We start from the raw sequence: 24,541 nt of genomic DNA on the forward strand, positions 1-24,541 counted from the left end.
ATAGTAAATATTAAAAGCTTTTCATTTATTTTTACTTAGAAATTTATAAGGATGACAATTAATTGCAAAGGAACATTAATCGATCTTACTTCTCCTAAAGTAATGGGGATTTTAAATATTACGCCAGATTCTTTTTTCGATGGTGGAAAATATAAAGATGAAAATGCAATTCTTAGTCAAACTGAGAAAATGTTAAATGAAGGTGCAGCCTTTGTTGATGTTGGAGCATACTCATCAAGACCAGGAGCAAAGCATGTTTCTGAGGTCGAAGAGCTGCAAAGAATAGTGCCGGTAATTGAGTTGTTACAACGTAATTTTCCTGATATTCTTATTTCTGTTGATTCTTTTAGAAGTACTGTTGTAAGAGAATCGATTAATGCAGGAGCATCAATAATCAATGATATTTCAGGCGGAGCGCAAGATGTTAAAATGTTTACAACAGTAGCGAGTTTGCAGGTTCCTTATATAATGATGCACATGCAAGGAACTCCGCAGAGTATGCAGTTAAACCCTGTTTATGAAAATGTGGTGACGGATATAATTTCATTTTTTGCAGAGCAATTACAGAAACTCCGAGCGTTAAAAGTAAACGATGTTATTATTGATGTTGGTTTTGGTTTTGGAAAAACAATCGAACATAATTACGAGTTGCTGAAAAAACTTACGTTATTTAAGAATTTAGATGTGCCTATTTTAACAGGAGTTTCTAGAAAATCAATGCTTTACAAAGTGCTTGATATTTCACATCAAGAAGCATTAAACGCAACTACGGTAGCCAATACGATTGCGCTCTTAAACGGTACCAATATTTTAAGGGTTCATGATGTAAAAGAGGCAGTTGAAGCAGTAAAGATCGTATCGCAATTAGGATAAAATGATTACTTTTACTAAAACTTCAAAATAATTAATGAATTTAGATTTTATCGATTTTTCGTTTCTTGATGTACTTGACATTATTCTAGTAGCAGTACTGCTTTATTATATTTACAAACTATTAAAAGGTACTGTGGCTATTAATATTGTTATAGGAATTGCGTTGATATTTTTAATATGGAAAATAACACAAGCGCTTCATATGGAAATGTTAAGTGGTATTCTTGGGTATTTACTTTCAGGTGGTGTTATTGCTTTACTTATTGTATTTCAGCAAGAAATTAGAAAGTTTTTGTTGATGATAGGAACCACTAATTTTTCAGCTAAACGAGGCTTTTTAAACCAATTGAAGTTTTTAAAAACTGAAATTAATTCAGAAACAGATGTTGAAACGATTTTAACAGCTTGTAAAAGTATGTCTAAAACGCGAACAGGTGCTTTATTGGTTATTGAAAAAACAAACAATTTAGATTTTTTAATAAATACGGGTGATAAAATGAATGCATTGGTGAATGAAGCTATTTTAGAAAGTATTTTTTATAAAAACAGTCCGTTGCATGATGGTGCAACTGTAATTCGTGATAATTATATTATTGCAACTCGTGTAGTTTTACCTGTTTCTGGAAGTACAAAAATACCATCTCGTTTTGGGTTAAGACATAGAGCAGCTATTGGAGTTACAGAAAAAACAGATGCTATTTGTTTGTTAGTTTCAGAAGAAACAGGTGAGGTATCATATATAAATAATGGTGAATTTGTGTTTTATAAAACACAAGAAGATTTATTCTTAAGGCTTCAAAAAGATTTAACTGCGTAAGAATAACTTTATTTTTTGATTTATTTAAGACCAAAGTATAAGTATAAAACTAAAAAAGCTCGCAATTGCGAGCTTTTTAACTTTTATACGAACCTAAAATTATTTAGCAGGAGCCATTTTAGATTGGATAGCACTCATTACTGAGTTAAATTTCTTTGTTCCTTCAGCATCTAAAGTAGCAACGATTTCTTTTCCTTTTTTAGCTAATTCAACACCTTTTTTTGCTAATTCAGTATTTTTTAATACATCACCTTTAGCATCAATATAGTCTTGAGCATATTCAGAATAAGATTTTAAATATTCACCTACTTTAGGGTCTTTAAATTCAGGAATAGTTACTCCTTCAAAAGCAGTTTCTACAGCCTCAATTGCCTCTTCAGCCGCAGCTTCAACTTCTTCAGCAGCTTCAGCAGCCTTTTCAGTAGCAGTTTCTACAGCTTCAATAGTAGTTTCTTTTGCGTCTTTAACCTCTTTTTTACAAGAAGTTGCTAATAAAGCACCAGCAACACACATAGTTAAGATTACTTTTTTCATTGTTTACGTTTTTTAAATTAATAGATTGATTAACGCAAATGTATTCTTTTAACAAATCTAAACAAACTAATTGTTAAATAATTTCAGTACTAAATTGCTTTTCATAAAGGTTTTTATAATAACCTTTATTTTTTTGAAGTAGCTGGTTATGATTGCCTTGCTCAACAATTATACCTTTATCCATAACAATAATAGTATCTGCTTTTTTTATAGTTGCTAATCGATGTGCAATAACTATAGAGGTTCTGCCTTTTGTAATTTCATCTGTAGCATGTTGAATCATTTGCTCTGAATGTGTATCTACAGATGATGTAGCTTCGTCTAAGATTAAAATACTAGGTTTGCTAACATACGCACGTAAAAAAGCGATTAATTGTCGCTGACCAGATGAAAGCATTCCGCCTCGTTCTTTAACATTGTATGAATAGTTATTGGGAAGTGTCATAATGAAATCATGAATACCAATTTGTTTGGCTGCTTTTTTTACTTCCGTAAGAGAGATGTCTTTGTTTTTTAAAGAAATATTATTAAAAATAGTATCAGAAAATAAAAATACATCTTGTAAAACTACTGCAACTTTTTCACGCAGCGCATTAATTTCATAATCTTCAACAAGAACATCATCAAGATAAATAGCACCGCTATCTATTTCATAAAAACGATTTATTAAATTTATAATTGTCGATTTTCCTGCTCCAGTGGCACCAACAATGGCAATAGTTTCTCCTTTTTTTATATTAAAACTAATGCCTTTTAAAACTTCTTCGTCTTTAATATAGCTAAAGCGTACGTCTTTAAAACGGATGTTTCCTTGTAGGGATTCAGTCGTAATTGTTCCGCTTTTAGTAATAGAGCTTTCTGTGTCAATTACATTAAAAACTCTTTCTCCAGCTACAATACCCATTTGTAGCTGATTAAATTTATCAGCAATTTGACGAAGTGGTCTAAATAACATTTGAGACATTTTTATAAATCCAATAATTGCACCAACAGTTATTGCATCATTTTCAACAACTTGAAGTCCGCCAAACCAAACAATTAATCCGATGGCAATAGATGATAATATTTCTGCAATTGGAAAAAATATCGAATAATACCAAACCGTTTTTACATGTGCTTTTTTATGCTTTTCGTTAATACCAACAAAATTTTGATATTCAATTTTTTCACGGTTAAAGAGTTGCACAATTTTCATTCCGGTAACTCTTTCTTGTACAAAACCATTAAGGTTTGCTACCTGATTACGCACATCTTGAAAAGTAGATTTTATAGCTATCTGAAAAATCTTTGTAGCATATATTAAAACAGGTAGTGTTGCCAATGCAATAATGGCTAACTTCCAGTTGGTATAAAGCATTACAATAATAACAATAATCATTTTTAAAACATCACTGATAATCATAAAAACACCTTGCGTAAAAAAATTAGCAATTGTTTCGATATCAGAAACAACTCTGGTAACCAATTTACCTACGGATGAGTTGTTGAAATAACTCATTTTAAAAGATAATATCTTCCTGAATGTTTTAGCTCTTATATCTCTAATAATATGTTGGCCGACCCAATTTGCATTGTAAATAAAACTAAACTGAAATAATACTTGTACTAAAAGTATAGCAAACATTGCTATTGTATAATATAGTAACCTTGTTAAATCTTTATGCGCCACAAAATCGTCGATAGCTATCATTAAAATAACTGGACTCATTACTGCAAAAATAGCCAAGAGTATAGTTGATGTTGCTGCTATAATAAATCGTACGCGGTAAAGTTTTGCAAAACTCATTAGTCTTACAAAAATCTTAATATCAAATGCTTTTCCTGTTGTTTTGCTCACTATATATAATCGTATTCTACTTTTGTTAAAAATAACCCTTTTGCAGGTACAGAGGTTCCTGCCTTACTTCTGTTTTTGCTTTCTATGATTTTTTTAAAATCTTCAATAGTCGTTTTGCCAATTCCAATATCTATTAACGTACCTACAATTGCTCTTACCATGTTTCTTAAAAAACGATTTGCGCTGATATGAAAAGTTAATTCGCTACCATTTAAAACCCACAAAGCTTTTGTAACATCGCAATTAAAAGTATGAACACCTGTTTTTACTTTCGAAAAACATTCAAAATCTTCATATTCATATAAAATTGCAGCAGCTTCATTCATTAAATCAATGTTTAATTGTTGATTGTATAATTGCCAAGCAGTGTCTAACGAAAACGGATTTCTACCTAGCCAAATTTTATATTCGTAACTTCTGCTAGTAGCATCAAAACGAACATGTGCATCATCATGCACTAATTTGGTATTGTATATTACAATATCATCGGGTAAAAGAGCATTTAATCTAAATGCAAAATTGCCAGCTAAAACAATGTCAGTATCAAAATGAGCAAACATTTGCGATGCATGTACCCCTGCATCTGTTCTGCCAGCACCAGTAATAATTATGTTTTGTCTTAAAACAGTACTAATAGCATTGTTTATTTTTTCTTGTACAGAAATTGCATCGGGTTGTATTTGCCAACCATGATAATTTTTTCCTTTATATGCTAGTTCAATAAAATACCTCAAAAAACAATGAAATTTAAAAGGGCTAAATTATGAAATATTATACTGAGTTGTTATGGCTATTTAAAGAAATGTAATCTATTTCTTTAAAATGAAGAGTATGTAGGTTGTTAACATTTAATTTGTAAAGATAGTTTATTATCAAATGTTTTAATGTGTTACATGTTTAGCCCTTGTTTAAAAGAGACAAATAACCGTTTACCATTAGTATAATTGGTTTAGGTTCATAATTATATATTATGGGACTATTTTTTTATGCACTATTTATTAGTTTTGTAGTAATGAAAAAGATACTCTTACTTTCTGATACGCATAGTTATATTGATGATCAAATATTAAAGTTTGTAAAACAAGCTGATGAGGTTTGGCATGCTGGTGATATAGGTGATTTATATGTCACGGATACTTTAAAAAAACACAAACCTTTACGTGCTGTTTATGGTAATATTGATGATACTGATGCGAGAGCAGAATTTCCTTTAGATAGTAAATTTACAGTTGAAGGTGTTGCTGTTTGGATTACGCATATAGGTGGATATCCAAACGCATATAAACCGAGAGTGAGAGAAGCTTTAAAAGTGAATGCACCCAAAATATTTATAAGTGGTCATTCGCATATTTTAAAGGTACAATACGATCAGAAATTTAATTTATTACACTTAAATCCTGGCGCCGCAGGTAAACACGGTTTTCATAAAGTAAGAACAATGCTTCGTTTTGAGTTAAATTCGGGTGAAATTACAAATATGGAAGTTATAGAGCTAGCTCACCGATGAAAATTGAAACGGTTTTTGCTGTTGCACAGGAATAATAATAGAAACTTTAGTTCCTTTGTTTTTTTCTGAATCGATAATAAATTTACCGTTCATCATCTCGATTCTAGCTTCTATTTGGTTTAGTCCGATGCCATTATTTTTAAAAGAAGAAGATGAGGTTGAAAATCCAACCCCATCATCGTTAACAAGAACAGTTAGTTGATTCTTCTCTTGTTTTATAATTATTTGTGCATAATTAGCTTTACTATGTTTTAAAATATTATTAGCAAGCTCTTGAATAATATTAAATACTTTTATTTCAAATTCTTGATTATATCTGTTGATGTTTAAGGCGCTAACTTCAAATTTTAATTCGCTGTTAGAGAATTTTTTAGCAATATCTTTTAAAGCATATTCCAAACCGAATTTCAGTAATATAGAAGAGATAAGGTTGTGCGATAAATCTCTTACTTTTTGAGAAGCCTCTAATATGATAGCTTGTGTTTTTTCTATCTCTAAAGGAGTAACTCCTTTAAATTGTTTTTTTGTAGCACTTAAATGCATGTTTGCAGACGACAATAGTGCGCTAACGTTATCATGTAACGTTTCCGCTATTTGTTTTCGTTCAGACTCTTTACCGTCTATCGTAGCATTTATTATTTTTGTTTGAGCATCGGATTTAACTTTCTCAATACTCTGCTGTTGTTTTAAGCTGTTTTCAGATAATTTTAATTGTAAATTGTCTTTACGTAATTTATAATTATATGCGATTCCGGCAGAAATAACAATAACTAATAAGCTTAAGGCCCCAAATAGTAATGTTGTTTTGTCGTCTTTAGCTTCAATGAGTTTAGTCTGTGCTTTTATTAAATCTACTTTTTGTTGTTCTAGGTTTTCTTTATGTTTAACAGTAACTTCTTCAATTATTTTTCTTATTTCTTTTTCCCTTTGATTATCTTCTATCTCGTAAGATAATTCTTGGTAATCATAGGCTTTATAATCTTTAAGGTTTCTCATTGACCAAGCAAGATTATAGTATAGATTAGTTTTAATTTTAATAGATTTTTGACTGTTGTTATTTTCTATTAATTTGATACCTTCTGTATATAATATCTTTGCTTTCTTAAATTTTTTTAATGACATGTACACATTTCCTAGATTATTTATAGAACTAGATAAATTTATTTTATCATTATTTTTTTTATGCACATTAACAGCTTTCAAAGCATATTCTTCTGCTTTTATATACAGTTTGTCTTTTTGGAATATACCAGAAAGATTGTAGTATGAAATAGCTTTATATTTTGAAACTGTTTTTGAAAGAGAGTTTAGATTCTCTAATTTACTATAATAGAATATAGCTGAATCTTTAAAGTTAGGTTTATATGAATCAATTTTTTTAGAGCTGTATGTATGTTTTTTTTGAAATAAACTACCAATTTGCAAATAAGTTTTACTTAAAGAGCAATAAATTGAATCATTTTTGTTTTTTAAAATATCAAAAGAATAATTGTTCTTTTCCAAGAGAGGTATTAGAGATGCTTTATAAAAATTTATCGATTCATCATAGTTATTGGTTTTGTAGTAAATATCTGCAATTAAACTTGAAATTAAATGAGAATAATGAAGGTTTCTTTCTTTTTTACACTTCTCGTATATTGGGAAAGCTGTTTTTAAAGCGTCTATGTATCTAGATTTTTCATAAAGTGTAACAGCTTTTTTGTATTGTTTTTTTAAAGGAGATGTGCTTTGAGTTTTAGTCTCTTTTTCTTGAAAGTAAAATGAACTAAATTCAAATAGGTTTTTATAGTTTTCTATGTTTTTAGAAAAAAGCGAACTATTAGAGCTTGAAAACATAAAAAATAGAAAACAGAAAAAAACGATATAATTGTTTTTTTTTTGCATTAAAATAACATTTATATTACATCAGCGCCTCCAATTATTACTCTTGGTTTTTCTCTTATATATTCAGAAGCAATAGAGTTTTTAGAATAAGTTTTTTTATGATTTACAAAATCTAATTTAATTAAATTAGTTGTATTCATCTCTAATTGTCTTGAAAATTCCTTTTGCTTCGCTTTTCCGGTAGCCAAATGTACTTCGTAAGTTTCTATTTCATTATTATAAACAAATTCGGTCGTAACATTGTCGTTTACTTTAAAGTTAAGCGTAAAAGTACCGTCTTCGTTTTTTGTAATACTGTAAGAGTTTAAAAATTCGGTAACGCCACTTTTAGCGAACTTAATGTCCTTATCTACAATAGATATATGCATGCGTTTACCTTTGTTAGCATCCAAAAAGCCTATTTTTAATTGGTCTTCTTCAATATTAAAGGCATTGCTATATTTACTAGGAGTCTTACGATTTGTTTCAGATAAGATGATATCATTAGAATTGTCGATATTTTTAACAGTAGTTACATCTATGTTTTCTGCAGTATTAAAATCTATAGAATAGGCACCGTTAGCATCTCTTTTTAATGTATATGACTGTAGTAAACTTTCAGGAGTTGTATCTATAACTTCGTTCTGGTTAGAAGAACATGAAGCGAATACTAGACTAAACACTAATAAGTAAGGAGTTAATTTATTCATAACTTTTAGTTTTAAATTATTTTAAAAGGATTAAAAAAAATAGCGATGCAATTAAAATATGCGAATTCCAATTGGCATTTAATTTTAGGGGTAAAAGAGAACAAGATAAAAGGTTTTCTATTTTATGCTACTACTAACATTTTGCATCGCTAAAAATTGTTATTAAATATTTTTATTTAGTAGTTATTAGCGATGTACTAGTGATAGAGTATAGATTTCGGGGGACATTTTCTTTGCTACGGGGGATTAAAGAAAACATTTTGAAGGGTTTCTATACTATATCGTTTCTTACAGCGTACATCGCTAAACCTACTACATTTTTTACTTTTAATTTTTTATATAAACTTCTACGGTATGTTTCAACCGTTTTAATACTAACCAATAGGTGCTCTGCTATTTCAGTAGAGTTTTTCTCTTCGGCTATTAACTTTAATACTTCAACTTCTCTTTCGGTTAGATTACCGTGTTTTAAACCGGTTTCTTCTATTTTAGCTTCTGTAACATATAACTCTAATAAGTTAGTTTTTACGTCGTCACTAAAATATTGTAATCCGTTATAAACATTTCTAACAGCATTAATAATATGATCGCTGGCGCAAGTTTTATCTATAAAACCATTAGCCCCTAGTCGTATCATTTCTTGCACTAGTTTTGGGTCACTTAGACTAGATAGTATGATTGTTTTTATTTTTACTTTACGTTGTTTAAACGTTTTTAAAACTTCAATACCATCCATTTCAGGCATGTTAATATCTAAAACTAACACATCAGCTTTGTTCTTGGCAGACCAATCTATTACTTGTTTTCCTGTTAAAGAGTATCCTTCTATTTCAAAGTCATCTTCAGTATTTAATAAGGCGATAACTCCATCTATTAAGATTTTATGGTCATCGGCTATGTGAACTTTAATCTTGTGATTCATCGTTGTTACGTTTACAAATCTATAGTATAAAAACAGTATGTACAATACCCAATAACCCTATTTGTCATCTAAGGGTTAACCCTAACGAAATAGGGTTAACCCTATTTTCTTTAACATTTCTTTAACATTTAAGATGTGAGTTGATTAATATCGATACGTGACAAAAATAGAAAACCGAGATATAAATCTCGGTTTTTTCGCACTAAATATACTAAGATGTTAGGTTTATCGTAACCTATCTACAGATTTTACAAGATCTTCATCCTTCTTAATGGCTTTATTTGCTAAAACTAACAGCAAAATAACAATGACAGGAAAAAACATCCCAATACCTTTCTCAGAAACTAACGCTTCTCCAGATAATGTTTGTGATAGATATATCAATATGCCTAATAAAAAAAGGTTTATCAATATGTTTAAACGCCCTAAAACAAACTGTAACTGTCGGTTTTTAAATAAAAACAAGGTTACAATAGATAGTAAAGCTGAAGCAAAAAATAATATGGGAGTTGTTTTTTCTAAAACAGAAACTCCTGAAAATAAATCTACGATATATATAGGTAAGCTAGTTTGAGAATTAGTCCAAAGACTAAATATAAACGTTAAACCCGCAGAAATAATTCCTGCAATTAATAAATAGATAGATTGTTTTCTTTGTATCATATTTTTTATTCGTTAGCAAATGTAATATTTCTTTTTTTAAAAAGAAATATTACAAGTTAAAATATTTGTATATATTTGTCATGTAAGCAACTGCAAATACACATAATTATATAGCCCCTATATAATTACAATCAAATAGAACTTAAATACAAATACATCCTTTTTTCTTAAAGGATTATATATAACTTAATTATTTTACGAATGTTCGAGATTTCGGAATTGAAAACTAAAAAGCTAATAGATTTACAGGCGATAGCTAAAACCATAGGTTTAACAAAAGTAAGTCAGTTAAAAAAATTAGATTTAGTTTATAAAATTTTAGACGCACAAGCAGAAACTAGTGCGAATGAAGCTAAGCCTGTGGAGGAAAAACCTAAAAGAAGAAGAATAGAAAAGTCTGAAGAAACCGAAAAACAACCAAAAGAAAAAGTTGTTAAAAAGGTAGCCGTTAAAGCCGAAAAGAAAGAAACTTCGGTTGTTAATAAAACTGAAGAGGTAAAGGAAGACGCAAAAGAGCAAGTATCAGAAGAAAAAGAAGTTGTTGAGGCTAAAAAGCCAACCCCAAGACCTAGGCCAAGGCCAAGAGCAGAGGTAGAAGCAAAGAAAAAAGCGGCAAACTCAGAGCAACAAGTAGCTCCAAAAAAACAAACAGAATCAAAAAAACAAGCCACACCTACACCAAGGCCAAGAGCACAGGTAGAGGCAGGTAAGAAACCACAACATAAAAATCAGAATGCTAAAAAATCACATAATAAAAGTGGTAATAAGTATAGAGATCCTGATTTTGAGTTTGATGGAATTATAGAAAGTGAAGGTGTGTTAGAAATGATGCCAGATGGTTATGGATTCTTACGCTCATCTGACTATAACTACTTATCATCACCTGATGATATTTATGTTTCACAATCACAAATAAAATTATTCGGATTAAAAACCGGAGATACTGTTTTAGGTAATGTACGTCCGCCAAAAGAAGGTGAAAAGTATTTTCCTTTAATTAGAGTATCGAAAATAAATGGATTAAATCCTAATATCGTTCGTGATCGTGTATCTTTTGAACACTTAACGCCGTTATTTTCTGAAGAGAAATTCAACTTAGCAGAAAGAGGAAGTTCATTATCTACAAGAATTATTGATATATTTTCTCCAATAGGTAAAGGGCAGCGTGGTATGATTGTATCACAGCCAAAAACGGGTAAAACAATGTTATTAAAGGATGTTGCCAATGCGATTGCAGCAAATCATCCTGAAGTATATCAAATTGTTTTATTAATTGATGAAAGACCAGAAGAGGTTACCGACATGAAGCGTAATGTGCGTGGAGAGGTAGTTGCATCTACTTTTGATGAACCTGCAGATAAGCATGTTCGTGTTGCAAATATCGTTTTAGAAAAAGCAAAACGTTTGGTAGAATGTGGACACGATGTGGTAATTTTATTAGATTCAATTACGCGTTTAGCAAGAGCTTATAACACTGTTGCACCAGCTTCAGGTAAAATATTATCTGGTGGTATTGATGCAAATGCATTGCACAAACCAAAACGTTTCTTTGGGGCGGCTCGTAATATTGAAAACGGAGGTTCGTTAACAATTATAGCTACAGCTCTTACTGAAACTGGTTCGAAAATGGATGAGGTTATCTTCGAAGAATTTAAAGGTACAGGTAATATGGAATTACAGTTAGATCGTAATATTTCTAATCGTAGAATTTATCCGGCTATTGATTTAATTAAATCAAGTACACGTCGAGATGATTTATTATTAGACGAGAAAACAGTACAACGTATGTGGGTGTTGCGTAAATACTTAGCAGATATGAATCCTGTTGAAGCAATGACATTTATTAATGACAGAATTAGAGTTTCTAAAAATAATGAAGAGTTTTTAATTTCTATGAACGGATAGTTCACTGAAATATAATTTATAAAGAATCCGGCTGCAAAGCGGGATTTTTCTATTTAGGAACAATAATTTGATGTAAAGGAACGTCAAATTTATGAGTATCTTCTATTTTTTGTATTGGAGGGAAAAAATTAATACCAATCGTTTTAGTATCTTTTCTGCAAGCGGCTAGAAATCGATCATAAAATCCTTTTCCGTAGCCAACTCGGTAGTTTTGTTTATCAGAAATTAACATAGGCACAAATACTAAGTCGATTTTTGTTACCGCAACTTCTTCTGCATTTATAGGTTCAGGAACGCCAAATTTATTTACAGCAATTTTAGTGTCTTCTTTTAGGTAAAAATGAGAAAGTGAATCGTCAGTAAAATTACATTGACTCACAATAATTTTTTTATCCTTTTTCCTGAAGAAATCAATAATCGGTTGTGTGTCTATTTCATTGAACTTCCGCATCGATAAAAACAAATGAACATTATTGATGTCGTTAAAATCTAAATCGAAAATTTGCTGATATAAGCTTTCTTGAAATCTTTTTTTTTCATCCTGGGTTAACTGTTTTCTCTTTTGTTTGTATAATTTTCTGAGATTTGATTTTAGCATTTTTACATCGATTTTAGTTCTTCTTGCAGTTTTTTTGTTAAGCCTTTTACAATTAAATCATAAGAATGATCGATTAACTGAAAAGCAAAATCGTCAGAAACATCGTTATTTAAAGTAACCGTATTCCAATGTTTTTTATTCATATGCCAACCAGGGTTTATACTTTCATATTCACCTCGAAGTTCTAAAGATTTATCAGGATCACACTTTAAATTCATTTTAGTTTCTCCTTTCTCCCAACTATCCAACCCAGTTAAAGCAAACATTTTATTCATTACTTTAAAAACGAGTGTAACCTCATCAAAAGGAAAATGTTCTGTAACCCCTTTTTTAGTAATGCAATAATCTCGAAGCTGTTCAATATGCATTATTTTGATATTTTTTTAGATGATTCAGGTATTTCTAGCGTAGAGAAATCTAGTTTCCATCCAATTGTTTCTACAAGATTTTGCATTAAAGAGATAGCTTCTAAGGCTTCTTTGTTTGCGGTTTGCATTAAGTTGCTTTCTGGTATTTTTTGTAAAATATGCTCTTTAGCTTCTTTGTTTACTGTTGTTAAATCATCTGAACTAAACTTGTTTAATAATCCGTTTTGAATGTCGTAAAAACGCAGGTTAGGTTCAACCGAAAAAACTTCTGGCTCCGGAAATTCTGATAAGATTAATATTTTTTTCTTGGTATCGGTATGCATCTTAATTTTTCTAAAATCAAAACCAATATGCACTTTCGCATTAATTAAAATAATAGCTTTTTTCTTACTAGTAAATAAACCTAAAAACTTTTCTTTAGAGTTTTCATGATGGTAAATTTCAGCAAACTCTCCTTCGATAGTGATTAACTTAGATACTTTTTTAATTTTATCAAGTAAGATAACCGATTGCTTCTCAGTTAAACTTTTTTTAGTTACTGATGAGAATTTTTGAAAAATAAAATAAGCGCCAATTGCTCCGCCTATTAAGCCTAAAAAAAGTAATTCCATAAATACGAATTTACGTAAAATATGGTAGAGAATAAAAATGATTTTATGAATGAAAGTAAAAAGGCTTAAGATTTTTCTTAAGCCTTTTGTTAGGGAATGAAAAAGTTTTTAATTAATAGATACCTATATAAAATGAATCTGCTCCATTATCAAGTTCGGCACCTTTTGTATAACCATCTGGTGAAGTACTTTTAGGATCGAAACTATATATGTTCCCTTTTTCACCAAGAGGAGCGATAGCCATATGAAATTTACCATCTTTACCTAAGACACCAGATTGATAATACCACATCCATAAGTTGCTAGGGACATTTAGTTTTACAGCAGTATTGTTATATAAATCAATTCTTGTAACTCCCCAAGGTGTAGTTTTATTACTACCACTTCCTACTGAAGCATCATAATAGGGTGCATAAGCAATACCGTTACCAACATAATACCATCCGTTAGCACCAACTTGTGTCATTCCTAATGCAGTAGATAGGTCTAATTGATATGTGTTATCATAGTTTCCGTTTTTAATACGAACTAATTTTGCAGGGTTAGAAGTTAAATGATAAATATCTCCTTTTTCATCTACATGATATACAGGAGCTCTGTAGCCATAAGTAGATCCTTTAGCAACTTCAGATTCTAGTAATACAGGGTTTTTTAAAGAAGGATAATCTACAACTAAGGTAGTAGCTTTATATTCATCTGTTCTAATATTTTCATTAGTATTTGGATCGTAACCTCTTTTGGCTACACCATAATAAGCTTTTCCGTTTTGAATTGTTGGATTGTCAATTCTCCAAATATGTAAACCATCTGCTGTTTGTGGTATTGCTACCTCTTCTTTTTCAGCTAAAGACAAATCTGCAAGTTCAATTCTCTGTAAAACTGCTTTCGCATCTGTATGTGTGTATACGTCATCTTTATATATTTTTTCGGTATTAATGGCGTGTACTAAAGCGTCATTTTCGTTAAGAACTTTCCATCTAGGGTAAGCGGTTCCCATTGCTACTTGAACACTTGTTTCTTCTAGCTGAGTGTAATTTGATGCTCCGTTTATTTCATATTTATAAAGTATACCACCACCATAACTAAGGTTGTATAAAAATTTTCCAGAAGGAGTTCCGTAAATTCTTGCCGTACGTACCGAAGGCACCTCAAAACCTTTACCTTTAAAAGAAATAGAGCCCTCTTTTAATTCAGGAAAAGCCTGAACGAAAGTAGCAGAATTACCCGTAGATCCTACTCCAAAAGCTACATTGTAAAATTCTTGAGTACCTGTAGGTGTTTTATCCTCGATAGTGTCATTTGATTCGCAACTTATAAGCAAGGTACTTGCAAAGGCAGCTGTTAATAGCAATGATTTGCTTATTGATATTAAATTTGTTTTCATAATTGTAATTTATATTTAGATTTAAAATTTGATTAAAATATTGGTCTATACGTAAGTTTTAAATAAAAAGACCTGCCTGGTTTTTGCATAGCCCAGTTATCAAAAACTTGCTTGTCGGTGATGTTTTTAGCATTAAAACTTAAGGATGTTTTGTTGTTAGGAGCTGTGTATGAAATACCTAAATCATGAAGTGTTTGTGTTGGTATGTAAGCTTTTCCTTTGCTAGCTAAGCTTTCCCAGTTTCTATAGAATTGATGTGTATATCCGAAATTGTAATTAATAGATAGTTTTGAGTTTTTCTTTATAAAATCATTGAATTTGTATTCTACATAAGTATTTGCTGTTAAATATGGAGCGTTTCTTAATCGGTCTTTATAATAAATATATTCTGATCCAAACTCATCATACCTTAAGTTATAGCGGGCATTAAAATTAGAAAAATTAGAAGTTATAAATAAGCGATTGTTATAGTTGTATTTTAACTCAATATCATAACCAGTACTTTTTACTTTACCCAAATTTTCAAAGCCATAGGTATCTGAAATACTTCCGCTAATTCCTCTTGTAATTAGGTTTTTTATATCTCTTATAAAGAAATTAGTTTCAATATTAAAATGATGTTTTTTTGCAGTATAAGTTCCTAAAAGAAACCCTAGATTAAAATTCGTACTTGTTTCTGGCAAAAGAGTATAAGTTGGTTGGATGTTATCACTAGTGTTTCCTAGTAATTCGGAAATACCAGGCATTCGCAATGCTTTTTCAGCAGAAGTTAATAGGGTTATTTTAGGGGTTATAGCAAACGAAATAGCTGCTCCGTAACCATTATGACTAATGTCTTTTTTATAAGTAGTAGCAACAATTTCTTGTCCTACCTTTTTAGGGTCAGATAGTTTTACATCTTGTTTGTACTGTTTATAGAAGAGGTTTGTTTTTAGCTTTTTTGTAAAAAAATTACTTTCATAAGAGTAGCTAATTATCTGCTTGGTAAGATATCTTGTATCTGTTAAATCTCTTTCTGCTTGTGGGCGTAGTGGATCGTCAATATCTCTTGTAAATCTGTTATAAAAGTAATGTAACCCTATTTTATGCTGAGGATGTAGTTGGTAGTAAAGCCCTGTTCTATTGGCTATATTAATTTCTTTGTTTTCAGCTAATGTAGCATCACCTGCTTCTCCGCCATTACTTTGCCAATTAACAGGATCGCCATTATTATCTCTTATGATTTTTCCTAGCCAACTATACATATAAGGAACGGTGTCAATTACAGTACGGTTTGTATGGGAAAAAGAGGTAAAGGTGTTAAGAGATAAACCATCGATTACGATATCCTTCTTTCGGTATTTAAAAGATAGCATCTTACTAGTACGTTTGCTTTTTCTATTACCATATACAATATCCATAACAGGGCCTGTTTGTATATCATTTTCCATGTCAGAGATTATAAAACCTAAGGTAATTTCATCTGCCCATTTTATTGAGTTATAACCAATATTTGTTTTTATTCCTTTAGATTTATATTTGTCATGAAAACGTTCTGCTCTCACGTATTTTATTTTCCCCGTATTTGGGTTTATAACATAAACATTATCGCCCCAAACCTCATAATTGTTGTCTGTACTATTCAAAAAAGTTGAAATATCTATAATAAAGTTTGTTATAGGGTTTCTATAACCACCATCAATATTAACTTGATGTGTATTAAAAGATCCATATGAATATGATGCACTAAGATGCGTGCCAATACTTTTTTTAAGAATAATGTTAATGCCGCCACCCAAAGCATCTTCTGTTAACTCGGCAGGTAAAACACCTTTGTAGGTTTCAATGCGTTCTATCATTGCGGGAGGAATACTTGACAAAGAAAATGACTCACCGTAATTTCGAATCGGAACTCCATCAATAAAAACCCGAACAGAATTGCCGCTTAAACCATTAAGATTAAAATGTGTGTGAGAACCAAGTCCTCCACTTTGTCTTATTTTAACGCCTGCTGTTCTGCCTAAAATTTCGGTTGATTGTAGGTTTTGAATAGCTAACTTTTGAGTATTCGCTATAGCAACCGAAAATCCTTTTTCTTTAATAATTTTCCCTTTAGACTTACTAGTTATAGTAACATTATCTAACGTGGTGCTTTCGTTGTTTTCTAAAACAATAGTTAAATGATCTGATTTTTTAGTTAAATCTACCTTTACTGTAATTCCATTTGTTTCGTAGGCTTTAATAAAAACAGTGTATTTTCCATCAGGAATATCAGAGAAAATAAAATTTCCGTTCTCATCTGTATAGGTGCTTTTACTTATTTGTTTAATATAAACCAAAGCTAGTTCAGCCGGTGTACCATTTTTATAGACTATTTTACCAGATAAGCTTTTTAACGAAGTCTCTTTTGGTGTTTTACTGTAACAGTTAAAACTTATTAGTAGGGATATTGATAATAGATATATAGCTCTCAAAATTTATTTAGATTAGATTTAAATAGCAAGGCAAATATAATTATTGTTTTTATTTAGATTGATTAAAAATTAAATATTTTTAATTTATTTTGAAATAACTAGTTTATAGGTGTGAAAAAAAATAATGTGTTTTAAAACAGAAGGATAGCTAAATGAAATAGCGAGGAAGGCTTATTATTTATCTACTGAAAAATGAGGTGAGTTTTTAGAATAGCTATAAAAACAAAATAATTATTCTTTTTTAAGGCAGAAAACATCCTTAATTTATAAAATAACGTAGATTAATTTGTTTAAGCAGGGTAGTTTTTATAAAACAAAAAAGACTTAAGAAAAATCTTAAGTCTTTTAGTCGGGGTGGCAGGATTGTAACTACCACTCTAATGTCTTTAATTATCAATTAGTTACAAGTTGTTTCCTTTTTGAGGTAACCGAATAGGTAACTTTAATGATATGAACTTTCGTTTTGAATTGCTTTATACAAAAGAGGTAAAAATATAAAAACCTTATACATACAAAGCAACATAAATTTACGCAAATTTTATGATTTATGGAAGTGATTTTATAACTAATTAATATACAGATTAATGATTTCAATTTCTATTCCAGAATATTCTGAAAAATCATTGATAGTAACAAATTGATGAGGTTCTTTGTCTAAAAAGTTCTTGATATCATTTAATAACTTGCGTCCATAACGTTCACTACGCCCTGTGATGCGCTGAATGTCTTTTGGGTATATACAAGCTCTTTTCTGATTCATAATACTCTATCTATACTTTATCAATACTTAAAACAGACTTAATATTTTTATGATGATGTTGATAATGCGTTGTTAAAATGTTGTGAACACTTTCGTGTTATCAATATTTTAATGACGTTTTTGGAGTTATCGGAACGAACATCCAAAAACGGATTTCGTTTTTTTATTGACTGCCATAAAGTTACGTGATTTGAAATGTTAATCACAAAAAAAAGTAAAAATTATGGCAAAACAAACTGGAATTATTAAGCTAAAAGGAACTATCGGAGGTATTTCTTTTTACAAAACAAGCGATGGACATCTTGCTCGTGAAAAAGGTGGTGTAGACAAAAGTAGAATTCAAAATGACCCAGCGTTTCAAAGAACGCGAGAAAATGGTTCTGAATTTGGTAGAGCAGGTAAAGGTGGAAAAGTATTGCGAAATGCGATTCGTGTGCTTTTACAAAATGCAAAAGACAAAAGAGTGGTTTCTCGTTTAACAAAAATTTTAGTAGCCGTTACTAAAACCGATATTGTTAATGAAAGAGGACAGAGAACTTTACAGGATGGTAATTTAAACCTTTTAGAAGCGTTTGAATTTAATTTGAAAGGAAAGTTAGGAGCAACTCTGTTTGCTCCGTTTGTTAAAGCTTTTGATAGAGTTTCTGGAGATACAACTTTAAATTTAGCTGCTTTTTCACCAACAGTTAGAATTGCAGCTCCTGCAGGAACGACACATTTTAAAATTGTAATGGGAGCATCAGAATTAGATTTCGTAAATGAAACCTCAACTTTTGAAAATGATGAAACTGCAATTTTACCTTACACAGTTGCAGATACAGCTGCAATTGCATTAACAGCTTCTATAACTGCTAATTCTACATTACCAGTAGTACAGGTTTTAGGAGTAGAGTTCTACCAAGAGGTAAATGGACAAATGTATTCTTTGAAAAATGGTACTTATAACGCATTATCTGTAACGATTATTGATAAACCTTAACAATGGAGTTAATACTTCAAAGAGCATATTTTAAAGAGGGTACTAATGGTACTCTCTTTAATTCTGATAAATTCCTTTGTCATACCATTGAATTGCCCTGGAGAAATAACAAAAGAAATATCTCTTGTATACCAGAAGGGCAATATGAAATTCTACCAAGATTTTCAAAACGATTTCAATATCATTTGATTTTGAAAAATGTGAAAGGTAGAAGCTTTATTTTATTTCATCCTGCAAATGATGTTAAAAGAGATTTAGAGGGCTGTATTGCTCCTGTAACCTATTTAAATGGTATTGGTAGAGGTGTATATTCCAGAAATGCTATGCAGAAATTATTGTCATTAGTGTATCAAGCTAAAGACCGAAAAGAAAAAATTGTATTAATCATTAAATCACAGAATTATGAAAATTATAGAACGTTATAAAAAACCAACACCGAAATTCTTTCGAGTGTTAAGAAACATTGGTATAGCCTTAGCCACTGCAGGAGGTGCAATTATTGCAGCTCCAATAAGTATTCCTGCAACAATAATAACAATTGCTACTTATATGACAGTTGCAGGAACTGTTGCAACTGCTGTTAGTCAAGCTGTAGTTTCTAATGAAAAAAAGGATGACTAAAAATATGTTTCAGAACGATATTCAAATAAAGTCAGGTGTTGTTGGGGGAACATTACTCTCTACAGTTTTTACTATTAGTTTAGACGATATACTTTTTACTGTTATTATGGCTGTTATTGGAGCAATTGTTAGTTTTTCTGTTTCTACATTATTAAAGTGGTTGTTTTTTAGAAAGCAAAAAAAGAATACCTAGTTTTAGTACTGGGTATTCTTTTGTTTTTATTGATTGATATTTAGAATTTCGTTTTCAAAGAGAATTATTCTAGTTTTTAATTGTCTTTGTTTAGCAAGTTGAATTATGTTTTTTGTTCCTTTACTTTTTCCATCCCAAAAAGCAATTAATGCGTCTGCATATATTGCCATTTGTTTATTTCTTTTTGGTCCAGCAGCTTTACCATATTTTATCCAATCAGCCGGAAATTTTATAATGTTGATGTTTTTTTCAGACGCGTATTTCTCTCCTAATTTGTCAGCACCTTTGTAATGAGCTCCAGAAATAATTTCGATATTTTTTTGTTTGTCCAGAAATTTATCACATTCGTGTTTTAATTTTTGGTAGTTGGTGAAGTTTCTGCTCCCAGCTATAATTATTTTCATAGTTTAATTTGTTAAGATCTTAGTAAGGCTATTTTTAGTTTTGAAATAGTTAACAATTGTTGTTGTAAGTTTTCTTCGAAAGCAGTTATTTTTTTGAGTTTTTCAACTTTCAATTGCCATTGTTGTTCTTCATAGTTCTGCAGTGCAGTAGTGATTACTTTTTTTACGTCTGAAATACCAATAAATGGAATGACAGAGCCTTTTAAATAGCACCCAAAGTATTGACCAACTTTTAAGGATAAACACAGATAATACAAAGACTCTCTATTTGTTGTAGAAGTTGTGGAAATTACAAAGCAGTTTGGACAAGGTTTGTCTAATGGCTTTCCAGAATTTAATCCTTTATTCAAAATAAAAAAATGTGGGTTTGAGTAAGTTCGTCCAATTTTGTGGGTTTTGATTTCAAAAATTTGCATAAGTATCCATTTTTAGGTTCAGGTTCTTTTGCTGTTTTTTTGCCCATAAAATTTTGGAAAGAAAAACAACAAAAAGAAAGCTGTTTCTAAATGGGGAGGATAGACTATCAAGGTTTTTGAAAAAAATACTACCAACTACTGAATGTTGAATTTTAAGTATTAAACTGTTAGTGGTGGAGATTTTTTTCAAAACCCGAAGGGCTTGACCTTTATAGGCTAAAAGCGGAGGCTTTTAAAAGATAAAATTTTATACAAATACATTTTTTCTTGAGGGAAACAGATGCTGAAAGTATTGCAACATTAAGAGAACCATTTGTTTTGCTGTCTTTTTTTTGTTTTTCTTTTTATCCTTTATTATATCTAAAATGATAGATTTTATCTGGATTTTTTTTGATTACTTAAAGAAATGAAACAAACAAAGACTTGAGATAAGGAATACTTGGACTTAACGATGGTTTTGTGCAGTTGAATGAGGTAAGGAATTATAATAAAGTTAAAATACCTAGTGCGCCGGCAGCAGCGAGAATAAGTGTATTGCTTTTTATTTGATTGTACTGTTTTTTTGATTGGTTTTGTTAAAAGTGAATGTTTTGAAAATATTACTTATGAGTTAGATTATTGAAATATATAAGTTTATTTGATTGTTAATAGCATTTACTTTTAGTGAAACCAACTATCCTGATTTTTTCAAATAAAAAGTTATACTCTTATTGGCTTTTTTTTGATTTTATAGGTGCTTTACAATTTCTTTTATAAACTGAAATTTTAATGATTTTAAAAATATTCACTTAAATTTACCAGTAGGCACTTATAAAAACAATGTAAAAAAGACGGAATGTTATTAAATTATCTACTTGTTATTATTAATTACTGGATGCGCGTCGGATGTGTGGCTATTTTACATAATGGCGTTATAGTGCCTGGAGTTTTTCACGGAAGAGCAGTATAACTGCACGTTATGTAAATATAGCTTGGGATAGCGTTTAAATTATTAGCTTTTGGCATTGTGCAGCTCTTTGCAGTTGTGTAATGAGGCACGAATGAAACAAGCTGTAATGTGCTGCATAAGTGAGGCAATTTAAACGCTATAAAGGAATGGCGAGGGGAACAAACTAAAAGACAGAGGATTTTGAGGAACGAAAAAACTAGGTTTTAGTTTGTGGGGAAATTATATAGCTGCTTTATGATGCAAATCAATACCTTCAATTTCATAAACTTGTGTTGTTTTACAATTTAATTTTTCAGGATTAAAAATTGCCAAATTATATCCTTCAGAATATAAGGAACTTTGATATTCTACACCATCAAAACCTAATGATTTAATGAACTCTGAAATATATTGAGTAGGAATATAATCTAATTGTTTATCTAACTTACGAATTGGTAATGAAATTTCTTTTTGTAATGTTTGAATAAAAGGAACATAAATTAAAAAATCTTCAATTGCTTCATTTTCTGACCAAGGAATTGGATCATCTTTTGGATTCCTTAAATTTAAAATTTTTAAATCTTCTTTTAACTGAAATTCGCCAACAGTTACATAATCAAAGAGTGAAGCTCTTGTTTCATATAAAGATGTTTTAAGTGTATCTGCAACATATAAATAAGAAATACCTTTAGGGTTTGCTCTACCTCCAGTAGTAACTTCTTTTGGTGGATTACCCATTTTATCTGGCGCAAAACCTTTCTTGTCTGAAATACGACAACGGTAAAATATTCTTCCTTTTTTAATTTCTTTATAAAAACTTTCGTGCTCAAAAAAATTGGCTAGTTTTTTTAAATCTATTGTATTTTGAATGTGGTAACGATTTGTATATTTTATTTCTTCTTTAAAATCTTCCCAAATACCGTGAATTTGATTTGTTTCAGAGAGTAATTCTATCTTAATTTCAGAAGATACGTTACTATTAAATAATTCGGTAATATCTTCCATTTCATCTATAAAAATTGCTTTAAATAGTTCTTTGGAATCTTCAACTATATCTGTTGTAAGGTTAAAATCTTTTTTTAAAGATTGAGCTATATCTTGGTTAGAGCTAGCATCAACAGCGTATAAGGACAAGAAATTTCTAAAAAAAGGAATTAACTCTCTAGGTGTATAAATAGATACATTTGTTGATTTACAAAAATTACAGTTACCAACTCTATCATCAGCATTTATTATACTAATGATATAATCACTAGTAAAACAGTTTACACAACAATTCATAACTAAATGTTTTTAATTACTAATTCGATGTGATTCATAATTGACAACTTTTTTAAAGTGCCAAGACCAGGGAAATGACCTCTTTGGTGCAAATCTCGAAAAGTATTTACTGCATTTGTTTGTATGTCTTGTTGGTTGCACCAAGTAACTAACTTATGTATGGCTTCAGAAAATTTACCACCAATATCTGATACATCACCATTAGAGTCAGACACAAAATGTTTTACTCTTATTCTATCATTACCATCTATATAAGATAAATGTATTGCTACAGCTCTAGGTAAAAATCCTGAATCGGAATAATTATCACCTATAGTAAGAAAATCGCCAAAACCAACAAAACCATCTTCTTGATAATATTTGTATTCTTCAGAAAAGCTGCTTTCTAAATCAAGATAATCAGCATTTTTAGGCATTTCCTTAAAATAATCATCTAGTGATACTCGCGTGTTTTGAGCAAACTCTCTATAATATCTTCTACTTGTTTTAGAGAAGTAAATTAAGTTATAAACGATATTAAGATTTGTAGTAAGTAATTCTATATTATTACCGGAAACTTCAGAATTGTGAATTAAGGTAACACCATTAAAATTAAAATTCAGAGCACCTATAAAATCAATAAATGTTTGGATATTTCTTTCGGACTTATCATCCAAAATAACAGCTAATTGGAAGTTCTCATAGCCTTGTAAACTTTCTGAAACTACATCAATAATTTCTTGATGTTTTCCTTTTAAATCGCCAACTCTAGGGTTTATAATAATATTAAAATTAACATTTTTAGAAGCTAATTCTTTTAATGTTGATTTAAAAGTTGATGTACTTTTAACTGGTTCTATTACTGGTGAAGTTTTTAATATATCATCTGAAAATATAGAGCATAAATCTCTTAATGCGATTAATTCAAATTGTTTACCTCTAACATATGGGAAATACATACTTTGCTTTTTTGGGATAAAAAATTATCTAACTGTTGGTATTCATTATCAGAAAAGTTTAAAGAATAACATATATGTTTTAATGCTTCTGGAATTTGTCTTTCTTTAAAACTTTCTGGGTTAGAAATATTTCTAAATTTTAATTTTTGAATTACTAATTTTTGAAATTCTAAAATATCAATATTTTTTGACAACTTAAGACATTCTCTGAATATTTGTGTATTAGGCACATTTGGCACAGCATTAAAATATGATTTAATTATACTTAAATATTCGTCTTTTCTTAATGTTTTAAATAATGTTTCGTGGTTAAAAACTGATTGATTTACTTTTGCTTCTTTTAAAGTTTTAAGTGCATTTCTATTAGTTAATTCAATAATACCAATATTAGAATTGTAATATTTTGTCAATAAATTAGGAATGTGTTTAGAGCTTGTTACAATGTAAATTTTATCAGCAAATTTTTCATAATCTGATATTTGTTTATCTAATTTCTCTAAACCATCAAGCTCTGTTTTTATTTCATAAATACGAGCTTCACCATTTAAAAGCACAAAATCTGCAATAGAATTACCTACTTTAAATTCATTTAAAGCAATGGTATTTTTAAGACTATATTTTTTAATTAAAAGCTTGTTAATTAGTACGTTTTTATAGACATATTCATTTTTATAAACCTTTAATAATGATTTGTAAATTTGATTTAGCACCTCAAGATTAGTAGTATTCTCATTAATTTTAGCATATCTGTTTATACGGTAAAATGTATCAAAATAATTATCTTCTCTTACTATTTTTTTAAAATTAGAGGCAGAAAATATTTGAGCTAAACTTCTTATTTGGGTTATGTCGCTAGTTTTGTCCATTATTCAACAAATTTACAAATTTCATTAAGAAGTCGTATAATTAACGACTTTTTCTGTTATAGATTTAAAACACGTCTATTTACTTATTATTGTTTTCAATATTTAAAAGC

At 29.9% G+C, this 24,541-nt stretch carries 26 protein-coding genes; 8 read left to right on the forward strand and 18 right to left on the reverse strand.

All coding sequences use genetic code 11. The features are described from left to right. Nucleotides 1–51 precede the first annotated feature (51 nt). Both folP and cdaA read left to right on the forward strand, forming a co-directional pair. Nucleotides 52–873: a dihydropteroate synthase gene (gene folP / locus AC28QF_RS11945; protein ID WP_488202079.1), complete on the forward strand. Its 822-nt coding sequence runs from the start codon at nucleotides 52–54 to the stop codon at nucleotides 871–873. A gap of 34 nt (nucleotides 874–907) precedes the next feature. Continuing rightward, nucleotides 908–1,690, forward strand: coding sequence for a diadenylate cyclase CdaA (cdaA, locus tag AC28QF_RS11950; RefSeq protein ID WP_488202078.1), 783 nt, complete (start codon nucleotides 908–910; stop codon nucleotides 1,688–1,690). A 99-nt stretch (nucleotides 1,691–1,789) separates the two neighbouring features. Here the strand turns inward: cdaA and AC28QF_RS11955 are convergent, their stop codons facing one another. The 3 genes from AC28QF_RS11955 to truA all read right to left on the reverse strand — a co-directional run bounded on the left by AC28QF_RS11955 (nucleotide 1,790) and on the right by truA (nucleotide 4,795). Then, nucleotides 1,790–2,224: a hypothetical protein gene (locus AC28QF_RS11955; protein WP_488202077.1), complete on the reverse strand. Its 435-nt coding sequence runs from the start codon at nucleotides 2,222–2,224 to the stop codon at nucleotides 1,790–1,792. A 73-nt stretch (nucleotides 2,225–2,297) separates the two neighbouring features. Then, complete coding sequence (locus tag AC28QF_RS11960; RefSeq protein ID WP_488202076.1) at nucleotides 2,298–4,061, reverse strand: ABC transporter ATP-binding protein; 1,764 nt, start codon at nucleotides 4,059–4,061, stop codon at nucleotides 2,298–2,300. After that, nucleotides 4,061–4,795: a tRNA pseudouridine(38-40) synthase TruA gene (gene truA / locus AC28QF_RS11965; RefSeq protein ID WP_488202075.1), complete on the reverse strand. Its 735-nt coding sequence runs from the start codon at nucleotides 4,793–4,795 to the stop codon at nucleotides 4,061–4,063. The genes AC28QF_RS11960 and truA overlap by 1 nt, the downstream gene beginning before the upstream one ends. 278 nt (nucleotides 4,796–5,073) lie before the next feature. Here truA and AC28QF_RS11970 point away from each other — a divergent pair, with 278 nt between their 5' ends. Beyond that, on the forward strand, nucleotides 5,074–5,568 hold the full coding sequence (locus tag AC28QF_RS11970) for a metallophosphoesterase family protein (RefSeq protein WP_488202074.1): 495 nt from the start codon (nucleotides 5,074–5,076) through the stop codon (nucleotides 5,566–5,568). Here AC28QF_RS11970 and AC28QF_RS11975 read toward each other — a convergent pair. The 4 genes from AC28QF_RS11975 to AC28QF_RS11990 form a co-directional block, all read right to left on the reverse strand. After that, nucleotides 5,554–7,452, reverse strand: a complete 1,899-nt coding sequence (locus AC28QF_RS11975; RefSeq protein ID WP_488202073.1) for an ATP-binding protein — start codon at nucleotides 7,450–7,452, stop codon at nucleotides 5,554–5,556. The genes AC28QF_RS11970 and AC28QF_RS11975 overlap by 15 nt on opposite strands. Nucleotides 7,453–7,463: 11 nt before the next feature. Then, complete coding sequence (locus AC28QF_RS11980) at nucleotides 7,464–8,141, reverse strand: hypothetical protein (RefSeq protein ID WP_488202072.1); 678 nt, start codon at nucleotides 8,139–8,141, stop codon at nucleotides 7,464–7,466. A 271-nt stretch (nucleotides 8,142–8,412) separates the two neighbouring features. Continuing rightward, complete coding sequence (locus AC28QF_RS11985) at nucleotides 8,413–9,063, reverse strand: response regulator transcription factor (RefSeq protein ID WP_488202071.1); 651 nt, start codon at nucleotides 9,061–9,063, stop codon at nucleotides 8,413–8,415. 225 nt (nucleotides 9,064–9,288) lie between these two features. Then, a complete protein-coding gene (locus AC28QF_RS11990) occupies nucleotides 9,289–9,726 on the reverse strand; it encodes a DUF4293 domain-containing protein (protein WP_488202070.1) in 438 nt (145 codons plus the stop codon). Between the two features lie 201 nt (nucleotides 9,727–9,927). On the opposite strand from AC28QF_RS11990, the gene rho reads away from it, so the two are divergent. After that, nucleotides 9,928–11,631 (forward strand): transcription termination factor Rho, encoded by a 1,704-nt coding sequence (gene rho / locus AC28QF_RS11995; protein ID WP_488202069.1) that lies wholly within the window; start codon nucleotides 9,928–9,930, stop codon nucleotides 11,629–11,631. A gap of 49 nt (nucleotides 11,632–11,680) precedes the next feature. Here the strand turns inward: rho and AC28QF_RS12000 are convergent, their stop codons facing one another. The 6 genes from AC28QF_RS12000 to AC28QF_RS12025 form a co-directional block, all read right to left on the reverse strand. Further along, nucleotides 11,681–12,229: a 5-formyltetrahydrofolate cyclo-ligase gene (locus AC28QF_RS12000; protein ID WP_488202068.1), complete on the reverse strand. Its 549-nt coding sequence runs from the start codon at nucleotides 12,227–12,229 to the stop codon at nucleotides 11,681–11,683. A 2-nt stretch (nucleotides 12,230–12,231) separates the two neighbouring features. Then, nucleotides 12,232–12,597, reverse strand: coding sequence for an MmcQ/YjbR family DNA-binding protein (locus AC28QF_RS12005; protein WP_488202067.1), 366 nt, complete (start codon nucleotides 12,595–12,597; stop codon nucleotides 12,232–12,234). Beyond that, the gene (locus AC28QF_RS12010; protein ID WP_488202066.1) at nucleotides 12,597–13,208 is read right to left on the reverse strand and encodes a DUF4230 domain-containing protein; all 612 of its coding nucleotides are present in this window, start codon (nucleotides 13,206–13,208) and stop codon (nucleotides 12,597–12,599) included. Before AC28QF_RS12010 ends, AC28QF_RS12005 begins: the two co-directional genes overlap by 1 nt. 112 nt (nucleotides 13,209–13,320) lie before the next feature. Then, nucleotides 13,321–14,592 (reverse strand): DUF4374 domain-containing protein, encoded by a 1,272-nt coding sequence (locus tag AC28QF_RS12015; protein ID WP_488202065.1) that lies wholly within the window; start codon nucleotides 14,590–14,592, stop codon nucleotides 13,321–13,323. Nucleotides 14,593–14,624: 32 nt separating this feature from the next. Next, a complete protein-coding gene (locus tag AC28QF_RS12020; protein ID WP_488202064.1) occupies nucleotides 14,625–17,045 on the reverse strand; it encodes a TonB-dependent receptor in 2,421 nt (806 codons plus the stop codon). A gap of 565 nt (nucleotides 17,046–17,610) precedes the next feature. Continuing rightward, on the reverse strand, nucleotides 17,611–17,805 hold the full coding sequence (locus AC28QF_RS12025; RefSeq protein WP_068704658.1) for a hypothetical protein: 195 nt from the start codon (nucleotides 17,803–17,805) through the stop codon (nucleotides 17,611–17,613). A 223-nt stretch (nucleotides 17,806–18,028) separates the two neighbouring features. Here AC28QF_RS12025 and AC28QF_RS12030 point away from each other — a divergent pair, with 223 nt between their 5' ends. From AC28QF_RS12030 to AC28QF_RS12045, 4 genes are read left to right on the forward strand one after another with little or no spacing between them, the layout of a single operon-like run. Beyond that, complete coding sequence (locus AC28QF_RS12030; protein WP_068704656.1) at nucleotides 18,029–18,784, forward strand: hypothetical protein; 756 nt, start codon at nucleotides 18,029–18,031, stop codon at nucleotides 18,782–18,784. A 2-nt stretch (nucleotides 18,785–18,786) separates the two neighbouring features. Next, nucleotides 18,787–19,209, forward strand: coding sequence for a DUF5675 family protein (locus AC28QF_RS12035; RefSeq protein WP_068704654.1), 423 nt, complete (start codon nucleotides 18,787–18,789; stop codon nucleotides 19,207–19,209). Continuing rightward, nucleotides 19,187–19,405, forward strand: a complete 219-nt coding sequence (locus AC28QF_RS12040; protein ID WP_068704652.1) for a hypothetical protein — start codon at nucleotides 19,187–19,189, stop codon at nucleotides 19,403–19,405. Before AC28QF_RS12035 ends, AC28QF_RS12040 begins: the two co-directional genes overlap by 23 nt. Before the next feature lie 4 nt (nucleotides 19,406–19,409). Then, a complete protein-coding gene (locus AC28QF_RS12045) occupies nucleotides 19,410–19,598 on the forward strand; it encodes a hypothetical protein (protein ID WP_068704837.1) in 189 nt (62 codons plus the stop codon). 26 nt (nucleotides 19,599–19,624) lie between these two features. Here AC28QF_RS12045 and AC28QF_RS12050 read toward each other — a convergent pair whose 3' ends face one another. From AC28QF_RS12050 to AC28QF_RS12070, 5 genes are all read right to left on the reverse strand, one after another. Next, a complete protein-coding gene (locus tag AC28QF_RS12050) occupies nucleotides 19,625–20,002 on the reverse strand; it encodes a DUF2493 domain-containing protein (RefSeq protein ID WP_068704649.1) in 378 nt (125 codons plus the stop codon). A gap of 11 nt (nucleotides 20,003–20,013) precedes the next feature. Continuing rightward, nucleotides 20,014–20,418 carry a DUF6943 family protein gene (locus AC28QF_RS12055; protein WP_068704647.1) on the reverse strand — a complete coding sequence of 135 codons (405 nt, stop codon included), beginning with the start codon at nucleotides 20,416–20,418 and terminating at the stop codon, nucleotides 20,014–20,016. Nucleotides 20,419–21,586: 1,168 nt separating this feature from the next. Next, nucleotides 21,587–22,627, reverse strand: a complete 1,041-nt coding sequence (locus AC28QF_RS12060) for an RES family NAD+ phosphorylase (protein WP_242176711.1) — start codon at nucleotides 22,625–22,627, stop codon at nucleotides 21,587–21,589. A 2-nt stretch (nucleotides 22,628–22,629) separates the two neighbouring features. Continuing rightward, on the reverse strand, nucleotides 22,630–23,565 hold the full coding sequence (locus AC28QF_RS12065) for a sce7725 family protein (protein WP_068704643.1): 936 nt from the start codon (nucleotides 23,563–23,565) through the stop codon (nucleotides 22,630–22,632). Continuing rightward, on the reverse strand, nucleotides 23,526–24,431 hold the full coding sequence (locus AC28QF_RS12070) for a sce7726 family protein (protein ID WP_488202063.1): 906 nt from the start codon (nucleotides 24,429–24,431) through the stop codon (nucleotides 23,526–23,528). Before AC28QF_RS12070 ends, AC28QF_RS12065 begins: the two co-directional genes overlap by 40 nt. Between the last annotated feature and the right edge of the window lie 110 nt (nucleotides 24,432–24,541).

The organism is Tenacibaculum sp. M1.3A (genome assembly GCF_057732375.1).